The organism is Photorhabdus noenieputensis, assembly GCF_018448935.1.
Taxonomy (GTDB): Bacteria; Pseudomonadota; Gammaproteobacteria; order Enterobacterales; family Enterobacteriaceae; genus Photorhabdus; species Photorhabdus noenieputensis.
Map to the genome: position 1 here is coordinate 10,703 of NZ_RCWC01000031.1, position 19,802 is coordinate 30,504.

The 19,802-nt window shown below is 45.2% G+C and carries 5 protein-coding genes; all 5 read left to right on the forward strand.

Translation table 11 applies throughout. The features are described 5' to 3' along the window. The first annotated feature begins 93 nt into the window (after positions 1 to 93). The 5 genes from EAE91_RS17970 to EAE91_RS17990 are packed head-to-tail and all read left to right on the forward strand — an operon-like array spanning position 94 to position 19,793. Entirely contained in the window at positions 94 to 11,382 is an 11,289-nt protein-coding gene (locus EAE91_RS17970) for a non-ribosomal peptide synthetase (protein ID WP_214089669.1), read from the forward strand. Further along, positions 11,379 to 16,838: a non-ribosomal peptide synthetase gene (locus EAE91_RS17975; protein WP_214089670.1), complete on the forward strand. Its 5,460-nt coding sequence runs from the start codon at positions 11,379 to 11,381 to the stop codon at positions 16,836 to 16,838. The genes EAE91_RS17970 and EAE91_RS17975 overlap by 4 nt, the downstream gene beginning before the upstream one ends. Continuing rightward, positions 16,839 to 17,912: an NAD-dependent epimerase/dehydratase family protein gene (locus EAE91_RS17980; RefSeq protein WP_214089671.1), complete on the forward strand. Its 1,074-nt coding sequence runs from the start codon at positions 16,839 to 16,841 to the stop codon at positions 17,910 to 17,912. Beyond that, on the forward strand, positions 17,909 to 19,036 hold the full coding sequence (locus EAE91_RS17985) for a Gfo/Idh/MocA family oxidoreductase (RefSeq protein ID WP_214089672.1): 1,128 nt from the start codon (positions 17,909 to 17,911) through the stop codon (positions 19,034 to 19,036). Before EAE91_RS17980 ends, EAE91_RS17985 begins: the two co-directional genes overlap by 4 nt. Further along, on the forward strand, positions 19,029 to 19,793 hold the full coding sequence (locus EAE91_RS17990; protein ID WP_214089673.1) for a thioesterase II family protein: 765 nt from the start codon (positions 19,029 to 19,031) through the stop codon (positions 19,791 to 19,793). The genes EAE91_RS17985 and EAE91_RS17990 overlap by 8 nt, the downstream gene beginning before the upstream one ends. Positions 19,794 to 19,802 lie beyond the last annotated feature (9 nt).

Genomic DNA, 19,802 nt, shown 5'->3' on the forward strand with positions numbered 1-19,802 from the left:
ACTACTCTTATATGCTATGCGTTATTTATAAATTTTCACTGCCTGCTATTACTACCATTTTAAATGATAGTAATAATTGTAAGGGATTAAGGTATGGACGATAAAAATAACTCATCAGGATGGGTAAGAGATACTCTTTATTCATATGCAAATAGACAACCTGACGAAACAGTTTTAAGATATTGCCTTAAGAATAATACTCAAGAATTTAATTATAGAGATGTTATCTGTCTCAGTAGTTATATTGCCCGCCATATAAATTACCGCGAAAATGCTAAAGCGATTATTCTGATACCGGGTAATGCTCAATTTATTTTGGGATTCATAGCTTGTATTATCCGTGGCATCACGGCTGTCCCTGTTAACTTACCTGCCAGTCATCGTCTTGGACGAGTCGCGGATACAATTGATCATATTTTTGAAGATTGTCAGCCAGAATATATTATTACTTTAAAAAGCTCCGTTGATGAAATTGAAAAGCGACAATGGCATATAGGTCGTCAGGTTATTGTGCTAGATGATATTCTTACGGAGAATGATATATCAGAAATACCATCAGCTAATGAATATAAGGAGTTAATGTGTCCGAATGATGGTCCGGTATTCCTTCAATATTCTTCTGGTTCTACCGGTAAGCCGAAAGCGGTCTGCAATTTTGATGCAAATATGCAGGCGCAACATGAGATATTGCTTGAATTACATCGCGATTGCCAGCCACGAATTATTACAGCCAATTGGATACCGTTTTATCATGATATGGGCATATTTTGTGGGTTATTAACGCCACTATTATCTGGCGGTTGTTGCAACTTCATTTTGCCTAGCCATTTTGCTGCTGATCCTGCCCGTTGGTTAAAGCTGATTACTGATTATTCTGCAAATTCTACAGCCGCACCAGATTTCGCCTGGCAAATGTGCGTTGATAGTATCACTCAAAAACAAGCGGCAGAATTCGATCTCTCTTCGCTGAAAATGGTATTGAATGCCGCAGAACCTATACGGGCTGAAACTATGCCGCGGTTTGCCCGCCATTTTTCTGTATCAGGTTTTAATCCTTTAAGCTTTGTGCCCGCCTATGGTATGGCGGAAGCAACTCTCGTCATCAGCCGAAAACCCGCCGGGATGCCATTCATTAGCCAGCGTTTTGATGCAGATAGGCTTGTTGCTGGTTACGCTGTTCCTGATGAAAATGGTCGTGAGTTGGTAAGTTCAGGGCAGGTTGTCAGTGGGTGGAAACTACGGATTGTTGATCCCGAAACCGGTGAAATATTACCAGAAGGGCGAGTTGGTGAAATTTGGGTTGATGGTGATTCCAAGGCGCTTGGTTATTGGCAGAAACCCGAACTTAGCCGAAAGACTTTTATGGCTTGCCTTAATCAGTCTATAGATAAAAGCCATTACCTGCGAACCGGGGATTTAGCCTTTATCTGGCAGGGAGAACTTTATATCTGTGGTCGGCATAAAGATCTTATTATTATCGCTGGCGAAAATTACATGCCAAATGATATTGAAGCTAATATTGAGACGGGATGTGAAGAAGTAAAAATCGGTGGAGTTTGTGCTTGCCAGCGGGTAGAAAGCGGAGAATTATTCGTTTTTGCTGAAGTTTATCGCCATCTTGAAACGACTGAATTACAGGCTATTGCCCGACAGATTGCTGCCAGAGTCGCATCGGAGTTTCAGCTTTCACTAGAGAATGTTGTGTTATTGCCTCATGGAGAGTTGAAAAAAACGTCCAGTGGAAAAATCCGACGCAAACAAATGTTGGCTGATTTTGATAACAACCAGCTAAAAGTACTTTTTATCTTGCCGTGTGATACGGATAAAAAAATATCGCCTTCCCTGTCCAGTTGGCTTTATCAGCTTCTTTGTAGTTTGTTGCACTTAGATAACCCAGATCCTGCCTGTGGCTTTGCTGAATTGGGGTTAACCAGCCTATTAGCAGTCCGCTATTGCCAGCAAATAAACAAAACTTGGCATTGTAATCTAACCCCTGCGGATTTATTTGCTTATCCAAATATTACTCAATTGGCTAAATATATTGATAAATTATCAGGTGAAAAAATCACGGAGTCTGTCAGGAAATCTGAATCAGCCAGAAATAAACAAATTGCAATTATTGCGATAAGCTGTCGCCTGCCGGGGCAGACAAGCAACAGATGGCAGCAATACGGGCAATGGTTGGCAAAAGGAGAGTTAGCCGTCAGAGACAACAATTCAGAACTTCGCCAATTTACGCTGCCTATTGGCGCTCTGGAAGATATTGATCAATTTGACGCCCGTTTCTTCAACATTTCAGCCCGGGAAGCCGTATTACTTGATCCTCAGCAGAGGTTATTGCTTGAATTAAGCTGGCATTTATTCGAACAAGCCGGATGGTTGCCGGAGCAATTGAAACAATCGGATATTGGTTTCTTTATCGGTCAGAGCGGCAGTGAATTCGGTCAGCAACTACTAAAACTGAATAATCCTGAATATGCCAAAAGTTATTTAGCTACTGGGATTAATACGAGTGCAAGTTCTGGCAGATTAGCAAAGTTCTATGGAACAACAGGTCCGGCACTCACTATTGATACAGCCTGCTCTTCTTCTTTGGTGGCATTAGATACTGCGATACGTAGCTTACAACAAGGGCAATGCCACGCTGCTGTCGCTGGTGGCGTTAACATTTTACTGTCACCACAGATTGAACAAACATTGATAAACGCGGGTATGTTATCACCTGAGGGGCGATGCGCTACGCTGAGTGAAGACGCGGATGGCTATGTCAGAGGAGAAGGTGCGGCATTACTATTGCTAAAACCTTATCAACAAGCTTTGGATGACGGTGATCCGGTACTGGCAGTGATTGAATCCAGTTGTGTCGCTCAGGATGGTGAAAGCAGCAGTTTGACTGCTCCGAATCCGCAAGCTCAGTCAGCAATGCTGATGCGATTATTGGAACAGGCTGATATTGCTCCTGATGATATTGATTTGCTGGAGATGCATGGCACGGGTACAGCTTTAGGCGATCCAATTGAGTTACAAGCTATCGATAGTGTTTATGGTAAACGACGCCAACCATTGCCGTTGGCCGCTTGTAAAGCACAAATTGGTCATCTGGAAGCTGCCGCAGGTGTGGCCTCCGTGGTTCGCGCCGTGGCACAGATACAGCAACAACAACGGTTTGGTCATCCAACTCTGGCTTCGTTCAGCACTAAATTGTCAGCGTTAATGCCACGTTATCGTTACAGTAAACAGACTGAATCTCATCGAATAGAATACGTTGCGGTTAGTTCATTCAGTTTTACCGGCACAATGGCAGGCTTAGTGCTGAGTAAAGCAAACTTATCTGATCATCCGGTTCCTGCGCCATGTGTTGAAAATGGTTTATTACCGCTTTCAGCCTGTAGTGCATCCGCATTGCAACAGATGGCAAATCAACTAGCAGATTTGCTGGAAAATCACCAAGAGCAAGCCGGAGAATTACTCAACGGTTGGTTGAAGAAACGCCATCATCATTTTGGTTGGCGGGTGTTAATTCCCTATCAGAATTTATCAGCTCTGATTGCGCATTTGCGCCATGTTGAACCGATTCAAATTGATCGCGTAAGAATGTTAGACAAGAGCGATGATCCTTACGATTGGTTACAAGGGCAATCCTATAACTGGGTTAAATATGCAGGGAGCATGCCTGTTAGCCGATTTGTACTAACCAAACTGCCTCTTTATCCATTCAATCGCGCGAGTTACTGGCCAGAAGAACTTCGTTTAACTGAACAGGGGACCCAAGATCGATCCGAATCTTGCTCAAGTCATACCAGCTTTGATTTCGTTATCAATTGGGTAGCGGACATATTGGGAACTGAGCCTAATTTATTAGCAATGGATGATAATTTGCTCAATTTGGGCATTGATTCATTACAGATGTTGGATTTGGTGGATGAGTGTAAAAAACAGAATGTCATTCTGTCATTAGCTTCCTTATTCCAACAGCCAACGTTAGCCGCATGGCAACAGTGTTGGTTTTCTGCCGTTCAATCTAAAGATGTCTCAACAGAATCAGAGCAGCCGGTTATAAAATGGAATGGCGAGCCTTTCGAACTCACTTCGGTTCAGCAAGCCTACTGGACGGGGCGCCAAAAAGATCAGATTCTGGGGGGAATCGCTTGTCAGGTCTATCTGGAATTGGATTGCCCGCCACTGAAAGACAGTGATATTGAATGGGCAGTTAATCAATTACATCAGCGCCATGATATGTTGCGGATGCGTATTATCCGTGATGGTAAAGGGGAAATTACGACTTACCAGCCGGTATCCATTGAATCTTATGGCTGGCAGCAACTTTCACTGAATTTATTGGAAGAGGAGAGATTCGCTCTCAGGCAACGTCTGGAAACCAAAGTTGCAGATCTGACAATTGAAAGCGGATTTGGCGTAGTGGTAAGCCATACCGTGAATAGCAGTCGCTTACATATTAATATCGATATGGTGATGGCTGATGCTATGAGCCTTCAGATTTTGTTGAAAGAACTCAGCCAGTTTATTTTGACGCCGGGTGTACTTCTTCCTCAATTAAATTACAGCTTCCCACAATATCTGTGTGAGCAAGCCGTTGATAATCAGTTAATCGACAGTCGTCAATACTGGCAAAAAAGATTGGCTGAGCAATTCCCTTTCGCACCTCAGTTACCTCTGGCAGTGAAACCAGAACATATTGATAAACCTGATTTCTATCATCGCCAGTGGAGTCTGGAACAACCTCGTTGGCTATCATTGAAGGAAACCGCCCGCAGCAACGGTATAACCCCATCAATGTTGCTGGCGAATTGCTTTGCCGAAACATTACGTGGCTGGGCTGAATCACCGAATTTCACTCTGAATCTGACGATTTTCAACCGCCGTGGAAAACATCCTCAACTACCTGATTTAGTTGCTGATTTTACAACATTACTGTTACTGGCTTGCCATACGCAGGCGGGGAACAGCATTTTAGAAAACTGCCGGGTTCTCAATCGCCAGTTTATGTCAGATCTGGATCATGTGGATTACAGCGCAATTCAGGTTATGCGGGACTGGTCGCAGATATGCGGGCATCAGGTTCTCATGCCGGTGGTATTCACCAGCAATCTTGGCCGTGATCTGCTTAGCGGTAATGAACTGGGCGATCTGAATTATTTGGTATCCCAGACGCCACAAGTCTGGATTGACTGCCAGGTGATGGAGCATCAAGGGGAATTATTAGTCAGTTGGGATTGTGTGGATGGATTATTTCCTCAAGGGATGATTGATCAAATGTTCAGCTTTATGACTCAACTGATCAGCGCGATTACCGACAATCCTCAACTGCTCTTAAAACCGGTTTCGCGTTATGTCACGCCAGAAATTATTGAACAGCGTACAGAGCCTAAAGATCGTGATGGCATGCTTTTTACGCCTCGTTTACTACATCGCCGTTTTTATGAGATAGCTGAATTGTGGCGAGATTCACCTGCGGTTATCACGCCTCATCAACGATTAAGTTACGACGAACTTAAGCAGGATGTACTGGAACTGGCTTACAGACTGAAAGGAAAAAAAGTAAAGGCCGGAGATAATCTGGCATTACTGTTGCCAAAAGGTACAGAACAAGTTGTGGCGGTTTTGGCTTGCTTAAGTGTCGGGGCTGTATATGTTCCGTTGGATGTAGCGCAGCAAACAGCCCGTTTACAGACCATTATCAGTCAGGCGGATATTTCGTTGATTATTACAAACAGTGAATATCAGGGGCTTGTTAGTCGCTGGTTTGATTCTGTTTTAGATATTCATCAGACAGGTCATTCGCAACTGCCGTTATCACAGGTGGTTTATGGGGAACCGGGACTTTCTGCTTATATCATTTTTACATCCGGCTCTACCGGCACGCCTAAAGGTGTTGTGGTATCTCATCAGGCTGCCGCTAATACGATTGATGATATTAATCGCCGTTATGGTCGATGGGAAAAAACACGAGTATATGCGCTATCAGCACTGAATTTCGATTTGTCGGTGTATGACACCTTTGGCCCTCTTGCGTCAGGGGGTTCCCTGATTATGCCTGGGGTGGGCCATGAGCGAGAAGCAAAACAGTGGTTAGAGCAGTTGCATAAGGAGCAGATAACCGTCTGGAACAGTGTTCCGGCACTGTTTGATATGTTGCTGGCGGCGGCTGAAAATGATCCTCGCGGTTTGCCTGATTCATTGCAACAGATATTGTTATCCGGTGATTGGGTTGGTCTGGATCTGCTACCCCGTTTGCGTAAAGTCGGAAGCCAGGCGCAATTAACGGCAATGGGTGGAGCAACGGAAGCAGCGATCTGGTCTAACGCGATTGATGTCGATGCTATCCCGTTGGAATGGCATTCAATTCCTTACGGTTATCCGCTCTCTAATCAGCATTACAGAGTCATGGATTCACAACAACGGGATTGTCCTGATTGGGTCGCAGGAGAGTTGTGGATCGGTGGAGAAGGCGTCGCACTGGGCTATTACGGCGACCAAGAAAAAACAGATGCTCAGTTTGTTCTGCATCAGGGACAGCGTTATTACCGGACGGGAGATTATGGCCGCTTTTGGCTAGGAGGATGCCTTGAGTTTCTTGGCCGCAAAGATAGCCAGATTAAACTGAATGGTTACAGGATTGAACTGGGTGAAATTGAGACTGTGGCTTTACGTCACCCTGCAATCAGTAAAGCCGTTGCATTATGTTTATCTGAACCACAGAAACACCTGAGATTATTCGTTGAAGGTCAAGTTATCGCGGGTGATTCTTCAACATTAGCTGAGGATGTATTGCCTGAGATGCCAACATTGGTTCAGGTAGAAAGCAGTCAGTATGATGAACAGCATATTGCTTTATCACTGTTGCAAAAGATATTGATTGATTCTTTGCAACTGACGCTAACTCAGCCACAGAGTGCAGAAATACTTTATCAACAAGCCGGGATAATACCCCGTTATCAGCCACTATTTATTCAGTGGTTGGAATGGCTGGTTCATCAGGGATGGTTATCTGAAAGTGAAAAAGGTTGGCAATTGAATCAAGATTGGCAATCAGATAACAAGCCGGTGCTGGTATCTCGAATGGATGAGATTTATCAAACGCTTAATAGGTGTTGTGACTGGGTTGCGCAGGTTATCCAAGGGAAACAGAATCCACTGGTGCTGATTGATGATCCTGTATTATCACCGGAAGTTTTGGTTGCTGGTTCACCGGAAACTGGAGCGGCAATTACCCTTATCGCGGATCAAATCCATCAGTTATCCACGATATTGCAGCGACCTGTCAGAGTAGCAGAGCTGAATGGCCGCAGTGGTCTGTTTGCAGTCAAGTTACTCGATCTATTGTCGGATTTGGATATTGAATACTGCTTAGTTGAACAGGCTGGTTCACTGCGTGAATTGGCGAAATATCGTCTGTCGGGTTATCCGCATCAGAGCCAGGTTTGTACGGTGCAAGAAGCGGCGCATTATCGTGCTGATCTGGTTATCAGTAATAATGCACTGCATCGCTATGCTGATATCCGTCAAGGAATCTCCGATCTGCAAGTCTTGGTGTCTTCTGGCAGTAAAGCATTGGTGTTTGAAAGTCAATATCTCAGCCCGCTGGCACAATTAACGGTATTACTGTTGCAGGATGAAAATGGTTTTACTGATCTGAGACAAGGGCAGCGAGATCCACTATTGGATAAGAAACGTTGGCAACAGCAGTTGTTGCAAGGTGATTTACCTGTGCAGTCTGTCACGGTAATTGGTGAGAACTCCATACTGTTGATGTGCAAAAACTGTAGTGGCAACGTTATGGTTAATCGCCATGAACTGACGCAGCATCTGACAAATTATCTTCCAGCTTATATGTTGCCGCAGTATTTACATGTTTTAGATAAACTGCCATTGAATGCTAATGGAAAAATAGATCGCAAAGCACTTGAGCAATTAACGGTAGACGAGGCAGAACAGAAAATTCTGCAATCTGTACAGGGAGCCGAATTGTCGGGAAAAGCCGAATATCTGGTCGCTAAAATCTGGCAACAGGTATTGGGAACAGAACCAATGGCTGACAGCAATTTCTTCCTGCTCGGTGGTGATAGTTTACATGCGACTCGGATTGTTGTGGCGCTGGAATCAGAAGGAGCTGTGGATGTCTCACTGGCTCAAGTGTTTTCCTCCCCGGTATTGCGTGATTTTGCGCGATTGATGACTTTTGCTGAACGGCCAAAAACCGAAATGATGCAACTGCAACATCAGGAAAGTGAGCGTTATCATCCATTCCCCCCTACAGATGTACAACGAGCCTATCTGATGGGACGTCAGGTCGGTTTCCGTCTCGGTGGTGTTGCAACTCATTATTATAATGAATATGAAGGTCAGCCTTTTGATGCAATACGGTTGGAACAAGCTTTATCCGTTTTGATTGCCCGTCATGATGCATTGAGAATTGTCTTTGATGAGCAAGGAATGCAACGAGTGCTGCCACAGCAGCCAAAACCTGCGCTGGAAGTGATCCACTGTTCTGAACAACAGTGGTCAGAAGAAACGAGTAAACTGCGAGAAATTTTATCTCATCGGGTACTTGATCCGACACAGTGGCCATTGTTCCATGTGACGCTGATTCAATCAGATAATGGGCGTAATCGCCTGTATATCGGGTTGGATAATCTGATCTTAGATGGCTTGAGTATGCGTATTTTCTTCGCTGAACTTGAGCAGCTTTATCAGCAACCGGAAGCGGTATTGCCGTCAGTCGGGATTGGTTTCCGTGATTATCTCACCACAGTGGTTTCTGATGAGGAAAAGAGCAGCAAATCAGCAAATTACTGGCGGCAGCGGCTGGCAGAATTACCTGAAGCGCCAAAACTGCCGCTGATTTGTGATCCACAGTCATTGGGGACTCCACGGTTTAAACGTTGGCAATCTGTTTTGCCTCAGCAACAGTGGCAAACTCTGACAGAAAAAGCACGGCATTATCAAGTGACGCCTTCTTGTTTATTGCTGACTTGTTATGCTCAGGTGCTGGCGAAATGGTCTGAATCGGCGTCATTGAGTATCAATGTGACGTTATTTGATCGTCAGCCATTACATCCTGATATCAACCATATTCTGGGCGATTTCACTTCGCTTTTGTTACTGGAATGTCACCATTTAGCCGATGAAAACTGGCTCAACAGGGCACAGCGGTTACAGCAACAGCTTTGGCAAGATCTGGCTCATACCGATGTTTCGGCTGTATGGGTTATCCGTGAATTGAATAAACAACGGCAAGTGACCGATTTGGCTATGCCCGTCGTGTTTACCAGCGCATTAGGGGCAGAGGTCATGCCTTATCAAGAGAGTGCGCAACCTTTCCCGCCGTCTATCTGGGGAATTTCCCAGACCCCTCAGGTTTGGATCGATCATCAGGTATATGAACAGGATGGAGAATTACGTTTCAACTGGGATGTGGTCGATGGTCTGTTCCCGCAAGATATGATTGATACGATGTTCAGCGCATATTGTGATTTGCTGATGCAGTTAAGTGTGATTCCTGACTGGCATATTCAGGTGAATGTCCCCTTGCCGATACAGCAGCAACAGTGTCGTAAACGGGTTAATGATACGTATCAGGAACTGAGTTTTGCACCAATGCACCAGCGTGTTGGACAAGCGATGAAACAGTTTGCAGATCGAACAGCGATTATTGATGGGGAATTACACGTCAGCTATCAGCAGTTAGAGCAACATGTGCAACGTTTGGCTCAGGTTTTGGTTGAACAAGGCGTTTGTTCGGGGGATTGTGTTGGTGTTGCATTGCCAAGGGGGCATCGACAAATCGTCGCGGTACTGGCTATTCAGTGGTTGGGTGCTGCCTATGTTCCCATCTCTGTCGAGTGGCCTGTACTTCGCCAGGAACAGGTTGCTCAACAGGCGGGATTGATCTGCGTAGTAGCGGATAGCCACTTGCAATGGACGGGTTCTGTCGCTCTTGTTGATATTAACCAGTCACCATTAACAACCACGGTGATTCAGCCCTGGAATTCACAAGCGCAAGATCTGGCTTACATTATTTTCACTTCTGGTAGCACTGGGGTGCCAAAAGGCGTAGCGATAAGTCATGAGGCGGCAGTTAATACTATTGAAGCGATCAATCGACAGCATTGTGTTGGTAAGCAGGACAAAATTCTGGCGCTGTCTGCACTGCATTTCGACCTTTCTGTGTGGGATATCTTTGGTGTGTTGTCAGCCGGAGGGGCTTTAGTCACGGTACCTGAATCCTATGCCAAGGACGCTGCATATTGGTTGACTCTGATAAAACAGCACCGGATAACGTTATGGAACAGCGTGCCAGCCCTACTGGAAATGGCCTTGTTACTGTGTGAAAACGATGAACAAACCGATGCGCTTACCTGTTTGCGTCTGGTAATGCTCTCCGGTGACTGGATTAACCTTGCATTGCCTGAGCGTTTGAAACGCTGGATGCCACAGGTGCAACTCGTTTCTATGGGGGGCGCGACAGAAGCAGCTATTTGGTCGAATTACTGGTTAGTGGACGAGCTTGATCCTGAATGGAACTCCATTCCTTATGGATTACCGTTGCCGAATCAGCGTTTCCGGGTAGTAAACGAACTAAATGAGGATTGCCCTGATTGGGTCGCCGGTGAACTGTGGATTGGCGGTCATGGTGTGGCGCTGGGTTATTTCGGTGATGATGAGCGTACTGCTAATCAGTTTATTTTCTGGCAAGGCGAGCGTTGGTATCGTACTGGCGATATGGGGCGTTATCACTCAACAGGCGTACTTGAATTCCTGGGACGGCGTGATCAGCAAGTTAAAATTTCCGGCTACCGTATTGAGCTGGGTGAGATCGTACAGGCTTTGAAAGGTTGTGATGGTATTGAAGATGCGTTGGTATTTGTTAATCAACGTGGCGAACGTCCATCCCTCTCAGCTTGCGTCTTGGCATCGCAAGCGCCGGATTGGTCGCTATTGCAGCAACAACTGTTAGCACAATTACCAGAATATGCGGTCCCGGTCGAGTTTGGCTGGTTGTCTTGCTGGCCGTTGACAGACAATGGCAAGCTAGATCGCAAAATGATTGAGCAGCAGCTACGACATGTTGTCAATCAGGCTATGGATACATTGCCGGAAAGCCCATTGGAAAAACAACTGGCAGATGTGCTATTGCCATTACTCAATCTGACGCAACTCAGCGTTCATGACAATTTCTTTGCCCTTGGCGGCGACTCCTTTATTGCAACTCGTTTCACTTCTGAACTGAGGCGTCGTCATAACATTGATTTACCACTCTGGCAGGTTTTTAACCTGCAAACCATTGCACGTATGGCACAACAACTACAATCCACTCCCGCAGAGGAAGCGGAAATGATTTTTGAGGAAGGTTCTTTATGAATGGCCAGGAAACTATACAGAAAAAAACAGCACAACTAGCAGTTTCACAACAAGCTATCGAGCTTTTGCTGCAACTTGAGCAACAACAGGTTAAATTCTGGCTGGAAGGTGACTCGTTGAAATTTCGCGCGCCTGAGGGAGTGATGAATAATCACGTTATCGCCCAGTTGAAGAATTTAAAACCACAAATTATTGCGTTAATACAGGAGTGGCAGGAACCACAGAATTTTGTAATAAACCCGGCACAGAAGCATTTGCCTTTCTCTCTAAGTGATGTGCAGTCAGCTTATTTTGTCGGGCGTCATTCAATGTTCGATTATGGTGGCGTGGGTTGTCACGGCTATTTTGAGATCCTGACTGAACATTGGGACGTTAAACGTCTTGAACAGGTATGGAATCAACTGATCCAACGCCATGATATGTTGCGGGCGGTATTTACTGTTCAGGGGCAGCAACAGATTTTGCCGAAAGTGCATTATTTCACCATAGATTGCGCTTCCTCTTCTCAGGAAGAACTTCGGCAAACCATGTCTCACAGGGTTTATCAGACCGATTGTTGGCCTCTATTTGATCTGAAAGTCAGCCAAGCGACGGAGAAATCCTGCCTTCATTTCAGTATTGATTTGCTGATTGCTGATTTTCTCAGTGTACAAATTTTGCTGGCGGAACTGTTAAAAGGTTACCAAGAGCCTCAGACAGAATTTATTCCATTGCAGGCTAGTTTCCGTGATGTGATGGAGTTTGAGCGACGCCGCCGCCATCATCGTAGCTATGCCAGTGCTCGTGAATATTGGTTGAAACGTCTGCCTGAGTTGTCGGCAAGCCCACAATTACCTCACCTTCCGGTACAAAGTGGTGTTATCCCTCGTTTCAGCCGTTACGATTTGCAACTCACTACTAAGCAGTGGGAGCAATTGCAACAACGTTGTCGTTTACACGGCGTCTCTCCTTCCGCCCTACTTTTGGCTCTATTTAGTGAAACCCTTGGGCGCTGGTCGGAAACAAAATCTTTTTGCCTCAATCTGACGGTAATGAATCGCCGAGATCTTCATGACGATATCCACCGAATGGTTGGGGATTTTACCAGCGTTAACCTATTGCAGACAGATATTAGTCAGCCTCTCTCCCTGCTGGAACGGGTAAAAAATCTACAAGCGCAACTGTGGCAGGATTTGGAACATAACGCATTCAGCGGTATTGAGGTGATACGTGAGCTGGCACGACAAAGGGGAACAGAAGCTGCGAGAATGCCGATAGTATTTACCAGCGCATTAGTCGGCGAGGGTAAAGAGCAAGCGCAGGATATTATTAGCCAATTACCGATGGATATTGAGATTGGCTATGGTATCAGCCAGACCCCGCAGGTATGGATTGATTGCCAGGTGATGACTCGTAACGGCGGGTTGTTGATCAACTGGGATATCATGGAGGGTGTATTCCCGGTGGATATGATCCGCGATATGTTCAGTTGCTTTACTGGAGCGATATATCAGGCGCTGGAACCTGTTGATATGTGGGATCAGGTACTCGTCATTAATCTGCCGGAATATCAGCAAAAAATGCGGCAACAGGTTAATGCGACTGAGGAAGTGATCCAATCGGCGTTATTACATCAAGGTGTCTTGGAACAAGCCGATAAGACGCCTGATGCATTGGCATTAATTGATGCGTGTGGACCGGTGACTTATCAACAGATGGTAACACGTGCAACAAAACTGGCCGCTTTTTTACCCCAAGGCGGACATAGCGCGGTATTGATGGAGAAAAGCGCGGAGCAGATTATTGCTACCCTAGCGATTCTCATCGCTGGCGGTGCTTATTTGCCGCTTGATATTTCACAGCCGTTACCACGGATATTGCAAATTCTTGCTGATGCACAGATTGATGCGATATTGACAGATAATGAAGTTTTAGCTCGGCAGTTACGGGAACAGGGATTTAATGCTGCTAGCACAGAGAATTTGTCAGAACTGGCAACGACTTCCGTTATGTCAGAGAAACAAAATGACCCGCATGATTTGGCTTATATTATTTATACCTCTGGCAGTACTGGGCAGCCGAAAGGTGTGATGATAAGCCATGATGCCGCGGTGAATACCATCAGCGATATCAATCGTCGTATGAATGTCACATCGACTGACAGCATATTGGCACTGGCGAGGTTGAGTTTTGATCTGTCTGTTTATGATATTTTTGGTGTACTTAGCTCTGGGGGCGCACTGATATTGCCTCAAGAACAGGATTTACAAAACCCTGCACAATGGGCGCGGTTAATTGATGAGCATCAGATTACGTTGTGGAACTCTGTCCCGGCACAAATGACGATGTTGACCCGCTATCTGTCTGAAGGGGGAAGTGAATCAATGGGTAGTTTGCGCTGTGTAATGATGTCTGGCGACTGGATTCCGCTTAATTTGCCAACCGCTATTTATCAACATGCGCCAGATGCTTATCAATTTAGCCTTGGTGGGGCTACTGAAGCCGCTATTTGGTCGAATATTTGGCCGATAGAGCCAGCAACAACCTATCACAACAGCATTCCTTATGGTACGCCATTAGCTAATCAGCAGTTCCGTATTTTGGATCTTCATGGAGAGCCTTGTCCTGATTGGGTTGCGGGAGAGCTTTGGATTGGTGGCCGTGGTGTTGCTCAGGGCTATTGGCGGGATGAAGAAAAAACTTGCCATCATTTTATTACTGACAACCAAGGACAACGCTGGTATCGCACGGGAGACCGGGGGCGTTATACCATCAATGGCGTGATTGAATTTCTTGGACGCTGTGATAATCAGGTAAAAATTCGTGGTTATCGGGTAGAAACAGGTGAGATAGAGGCGGTGTTAGAACGACATCATAGTGTGGCTCAGGCTGCGGTTGTCGTAAAAGGAGATAAGCATAATCAAGAATTACACGCTTTTGTTGAAGCTGCGACAGAAAATTCTTTGGAACAGGCAGAGAAGCTATGTCAGCGCTGTGAGATTGCATTACAAAAAGTACGCTCGGTTGCCAGCAATATTGAAGCAACGATAGATAAGCAAAAGGTAGAAAAACTGGTTTGGTTCCTTGATCGTGTGGCCTTGTTGCATATGGTTGGTGCGTTGGTGGATGTTGGTGCTTTACAGGTAGGAAAGTCCACTACTCTTGCTTCTGTGATGGAAAACGGAAATATTGCGGCAGAAAATCTGCAATTAACACGCCGATGGCTGAAAGCATTGACTCAACATCAATTAATTCAACAACAAGGCGAGTATTACCAGTTGAATATTGATGTTTCAGAGCATGAAATCAAACAGTGTTGGCAACAATGTTATGATCTGATGTCAGCATTGGATGATGACCAAGGTTTGCTTACCTATTTGGAACGTAGCAGCCGGTGTCTACCAGAGTTGTTGCAAGGCAAAGAAGATCCGCTGAATTTGTTATTCCCTGACGGCAAGCTGGATGTTGCGACTAAAACTTACCAAAACAATCTGATCAGTAAAATGATGAATCGCTTGTTGCTGGCAGCGGCTGAACAAAAAGCGGCTCAGATTAATCATGAGGAAAAACGTTGCCTACGGGTATTGGAAATTGGAGCTGGCGTGGGTGGCACCAGTAACGTGTTGATCCCGCAACTGGCAGGCTGGAAAGTCGAATATACCTTTACCGATATTTCCCCATTCTTCCTAAATGAGGCCAGATTACGTTATCAGCAGTTTGATTTTGTTCGTTACCAGTTGTTTGATTTCAATCGTACACCGATAGAACAAGGGTTCGATTGTGGTCAGTTTGACGTGATTGTTTCTTCTAATGTTTTGCACAATGCCATTATTGCTCGTCAAGGATTAGAGCATCTGCGTCAGTTACTGGCTCCGAATGGATGGCTGTTGGTTATTGAGGCGACACGGGATAATTACCAGTTGATGACTTCTATGGAGTTTAAGCATGGTTTGAGTGATTTTGCGGATGAACGACTGGAGTTTGATTCACCGTTTATGCCGCAGAAAAATTGGCTCAATGCCATGCTCGACGTGGGGGCGGAGACGTTATGGGCTTATCCGCCAGCAGAGGATGCGCTTTATCAACTAGGGCAAAGTTTTATTTTGGCGCAATTTAATCTCAACCGTAAACAATGCGACAGCGCAACATTACTAGAGTCATTAAAACAACAACTGCCTGCTTATATGGTGCCTGCTCGCCTTACCATACTTGATCGGCTGCCTGTGACAACTAATGGCAAAGTTGATCGTAAAAGTATGCCGGATTTACCAGAGCGTAGCGGAAATGAACCAGTAGCAGAAAGCAACAGCAGCGACGGATTGGAACAGACCTTACTGACATTGTGCCGGGAATTGCTTGGGCACAATAATATTGGTCTTGATGATGATTTCTTCACTAACGGCGGTGACTCATTATTAATAACGCAATGGATAAGCAGGATTCGTCAGGAGCTTGGGGAAGATAACGTTCCGTGGGAGGGCAGTTTGCGTCAGGTTCTGCAACAGCCAACCGTTCGTGCCCTGGCGGCATTTCTGCGTACTCAATCAGAGCAGGATAAGAGATCATCAGATAGCCATTCTTGTCTGACGTTATTGAAAGAAGGTCACGGTGATCCCGTCATTATTTTGCATGAAGGTAGTGGTACGGTACTGCCTTGCCTGCCTTTGACCGAAAAACTTTCTGGCCCGGTTTATGCGTTGAGTGTGGTAGATACAGAAGCTTTCCTGCAAATTCCGTCTGAGCAGTTAATATCTCAATTAGCTCAACATTATCTGCGTGATATTCAATCCTTGTCTGGTCATTGCCATTTATTTGGTTATTGCATGGGTGGGTTATTGGCCTTTGAAATGGCGCGTCAAGCTATGGAAAATCAGACACCTGTCGCCTCAGTAACGATTGCCAGCAGTTATCAGATCCCTTATCTGATTGATGACCCACTGATGATAGATATGGCGATTATCTGGGGATTGTCTGTGGAGTGCCCGTGGCCATTGCCTCAGGAACAACTGGAAACCGTTTATGAAGGGTTGCTGGCGGAAAAGCCAGCGATAATTGATCGCCATTCTGTTGCTGAGTACGCTCGTGCTCGCGGAATGGACGCTTTTGCCGATGCTTATATGGCTGTGGTAGATATCCAAGAAGATCAGCGTTTACAGCAATTAGTCAGCGCTATTCGTAAAAATGATATTGCTGAAAAAGAGTTGATGCGGATGTGTTCTGTTTTCCGTCACAGCATTAGTGGTGTGTGCCGTTATCAGCCAGATTATTTTACCGGTGATCTGACGTTTGCTTGCCAAAATAATGATACTTATTTGCTGCCTGCGCTTCAGCAGGATATGAAAGAGTTCTGGCAGCAATATTGTCTTGGAGACGTGAATTATCTTTCACTGAATGGCGACCATTTTGACTGTATTAAATCAGATAATGTGATGCCATTGGTAAACCATCTTGAGCAACGCAAAACACAGGTGAGCTAAATGCATTGGGATAAAAAAATTCTGGTCATAGGTTCCACGGGAGCAGTAGGACGCTCTGTTGTTGCTGCATTGAATCAACTGGGTTATCAGGTGTCAGGGGCAGGGCGTCGCCCCTGTGCTGAATTAGTTGATTATCATCAGATAGATTTATTCGATGAAAAAGCACTGACTGAGCTTTGTCAGCCGTTTTCTTTGATCATTAATGCCGCAGGCCCAGCTTCGCAAATTCAGGACAGAATTGCCAGAGCAGCATTGGCTGCGGCAACGCATTATCTGGATGTTGCAGGAGAACCTATTGTCTGGCGGCAATTGGCGTCAGATGAGAAATTAGCGCCGTTATTACAGAAATCAGCTTGTGTCTTGGGCGCGGGATATGTTCCGGGATTTGCTTCGATTTTACCTTTTCTAGCGGCAAACCGGCTGAGATCAGTAAGTAAAATGCGGTCATATCTTGGGGGAATAGAGCCTTTTACGGTGACTTCTGCCATTGATTTTATTGATAGCCTGAATGAACAGAATGGTAAAGCAGGTCATATCTTATCTGGAGGGAGGTTACAACGGGCAGCAATAGAAAAGAATGTTCAGCCCGAAACGGCTAACAGGACATTTGATGCCCTGCCATATCTCAGTTTTGAATTGGAAAGAGTTGCTCGTCAACTAAATCTGATTGATTTTGCCGCATTTAATTTACTGGCGGATCGCCAGCTATTGCTGACAGATCAGTTCAATGGTGAGCTGGGAATTAAACAGCTAATCAGCCAGAGTGAAGAACTAACGCATCGTTATGGTCAACAGCAACATATTTTGCTGGAAGCAGAAGGCGTATTGGTAGGGCAACCCGTTACTCTCATTGCCAAAGGGCGTTTTACTGATAGCTATCGTTTTACCGGAGTAGTTGCTGCATTGGCGGCTGATATGATGCTCAAAACACCACAATCAGGGTTGAAATGGCTATCTGATTTAGCTGATGCAGAGCAGTTATTGTCAGGGCTTGAGCGAATGGGGGCCTTTGAATACTGGCAGATAGAGATGAAGCTGCGTCAGAGTGCAGATTATGTCGAGGGAGAACTATGAGCCGTCCATTGCGTGTTATCGTTTGTGGTACTTTGTTCGGTCAAGTCTATTTGTCAGCGTTTAAAACCCATTTTCCGGGTTTTGAATTGGCAGGAATTATTGCCCGCGGCAGTGAACGCTCACAGAGGTTGGCGGCTGAATATCAGGTGCCTTTGTATGAACAAGTTTCCCAGTTGCCAGATGATATCGATATTGCCTGTGTGGTGGTACGTTCCGCCATTGTTGGCGGCGCGGGAAGTGAACTGACAAAACAATTGTTGAGCAGAGGAATTCATGTTTTACAGGAACATCCGGTTTATCAACGTGATGTGGCGGAGTGTTTGAAACTTGCTCGTCAGCATAATTGCTGCTACTCAGTCAATACGCACTATCCGAATGTTCCGGCAGTACGGCAATTTACTGATTATTTGCAACAGGCAATGCAACATCAGCAACCTTTATTTATTGAAGCCACCTGTGGCGTTCAAGTGATTTGCGGTTTACTGGATATTCTAGGGCGTGCATTAGGGAGATTTACCCCTTTTGCTTTTGGGGACGCACATCACTGGGATAAACAATTATTGGCTCAGGCGACCAGTTATCCACCGTATACCACTATTCAAGGGGTTATTATGGGGATTCCTTTGATTCTGAATTTGCAGAATCAGCTTGATCCTGGTGATCCTGATAATCATTTCCACATTATGCAGCGTATTTGCGTAGGTCTGCCCAGTGGTAATTTGCTATTGGTGAATACACATGGTCCGGTGCTGTGGAATTCACGTTTCCATATACCACGCCAGCGTACAACCAGTGGGGTAAGGGAGCCTCTGCTGCCACAACAGGCTGCCCATTACTTTAAACCACCAACCGCCATTTCTCTGTATGACTGTTGTCCAAGTCTGGAGCAGATTACCAATCAGCACTGGCCTGAGGCTATTCGCCATGCTTTGCGGCAATTTGCCATACAGATGAAACAGCCTGATCCTCGTATGGCGCAATATTTACTGACAATGGCCTCTGTTTGGAAAACATTAATGAGTAAGGTTGGTAATCCAGAAAGTTTGCATGTGCCTGATCCTATTCCACCTCAACCAGAGATCAGCGAATTTCTGAAACAACAAGGGGATGTTTACTATGTTTGATAACGCATCGTTTGCTAGAACAGCGCAATTAATAAAGCCAGGGAGTAATAGCCAACTGATATGTTTTCATTATGCCGGGGGAAGAGCGGAATATTTTATCCCCTGGCGTGACGGAATTTCAAAGGATATTGCAGTTTATGCAGTTCAATTACCTGGACATGGCTCGCGAATTAACGAACCGTTGCAAACTTGTATTCATCAGTTAGCTGATAGCTTAGTCGAGGTATTGAATATCTTGCCTTCACGTCCGACTTATTTTTTTGGGCATAGTATGGGGGCTGCGCTGGCATTTGAGGTGGCATTGCGTATGCAACAACAGGGTAGAAAAATCTGCGCGTTATTTGTTTCTGCCCGTCTGCCGCCACACAAAAATAATGGTAATGATTATCATCGTCGAGATGAGCTGCAACTGTTGAATAAAATTACTTCTTTGGGTGGTTCTGCGATTGATTATCAGGCAATGCCCGAATTGAAAGCATTATTAATGCCCATTTTCCGAGCGGATTTTCAGGCTATTGAAACGTATCAACGTCGTTGCCGACAACAACTTGATTGCCCGGTGTTTGCTTGCGCTGGGGAACGTGATACGGAAGTTTCCCCGGAAGAGATGGCACAGTGGCAGTTGATAACTAAAGGTAAATTTGAATTGAGAGTATTTGATGGAGGGCATTTTTACCTCAATGATAAATCTTCAATTTTATTTGACTATATCAACAGTAATATTGCTGCTTCTATGGCGTCATTGAGTAATAAATAAATTTAGGAA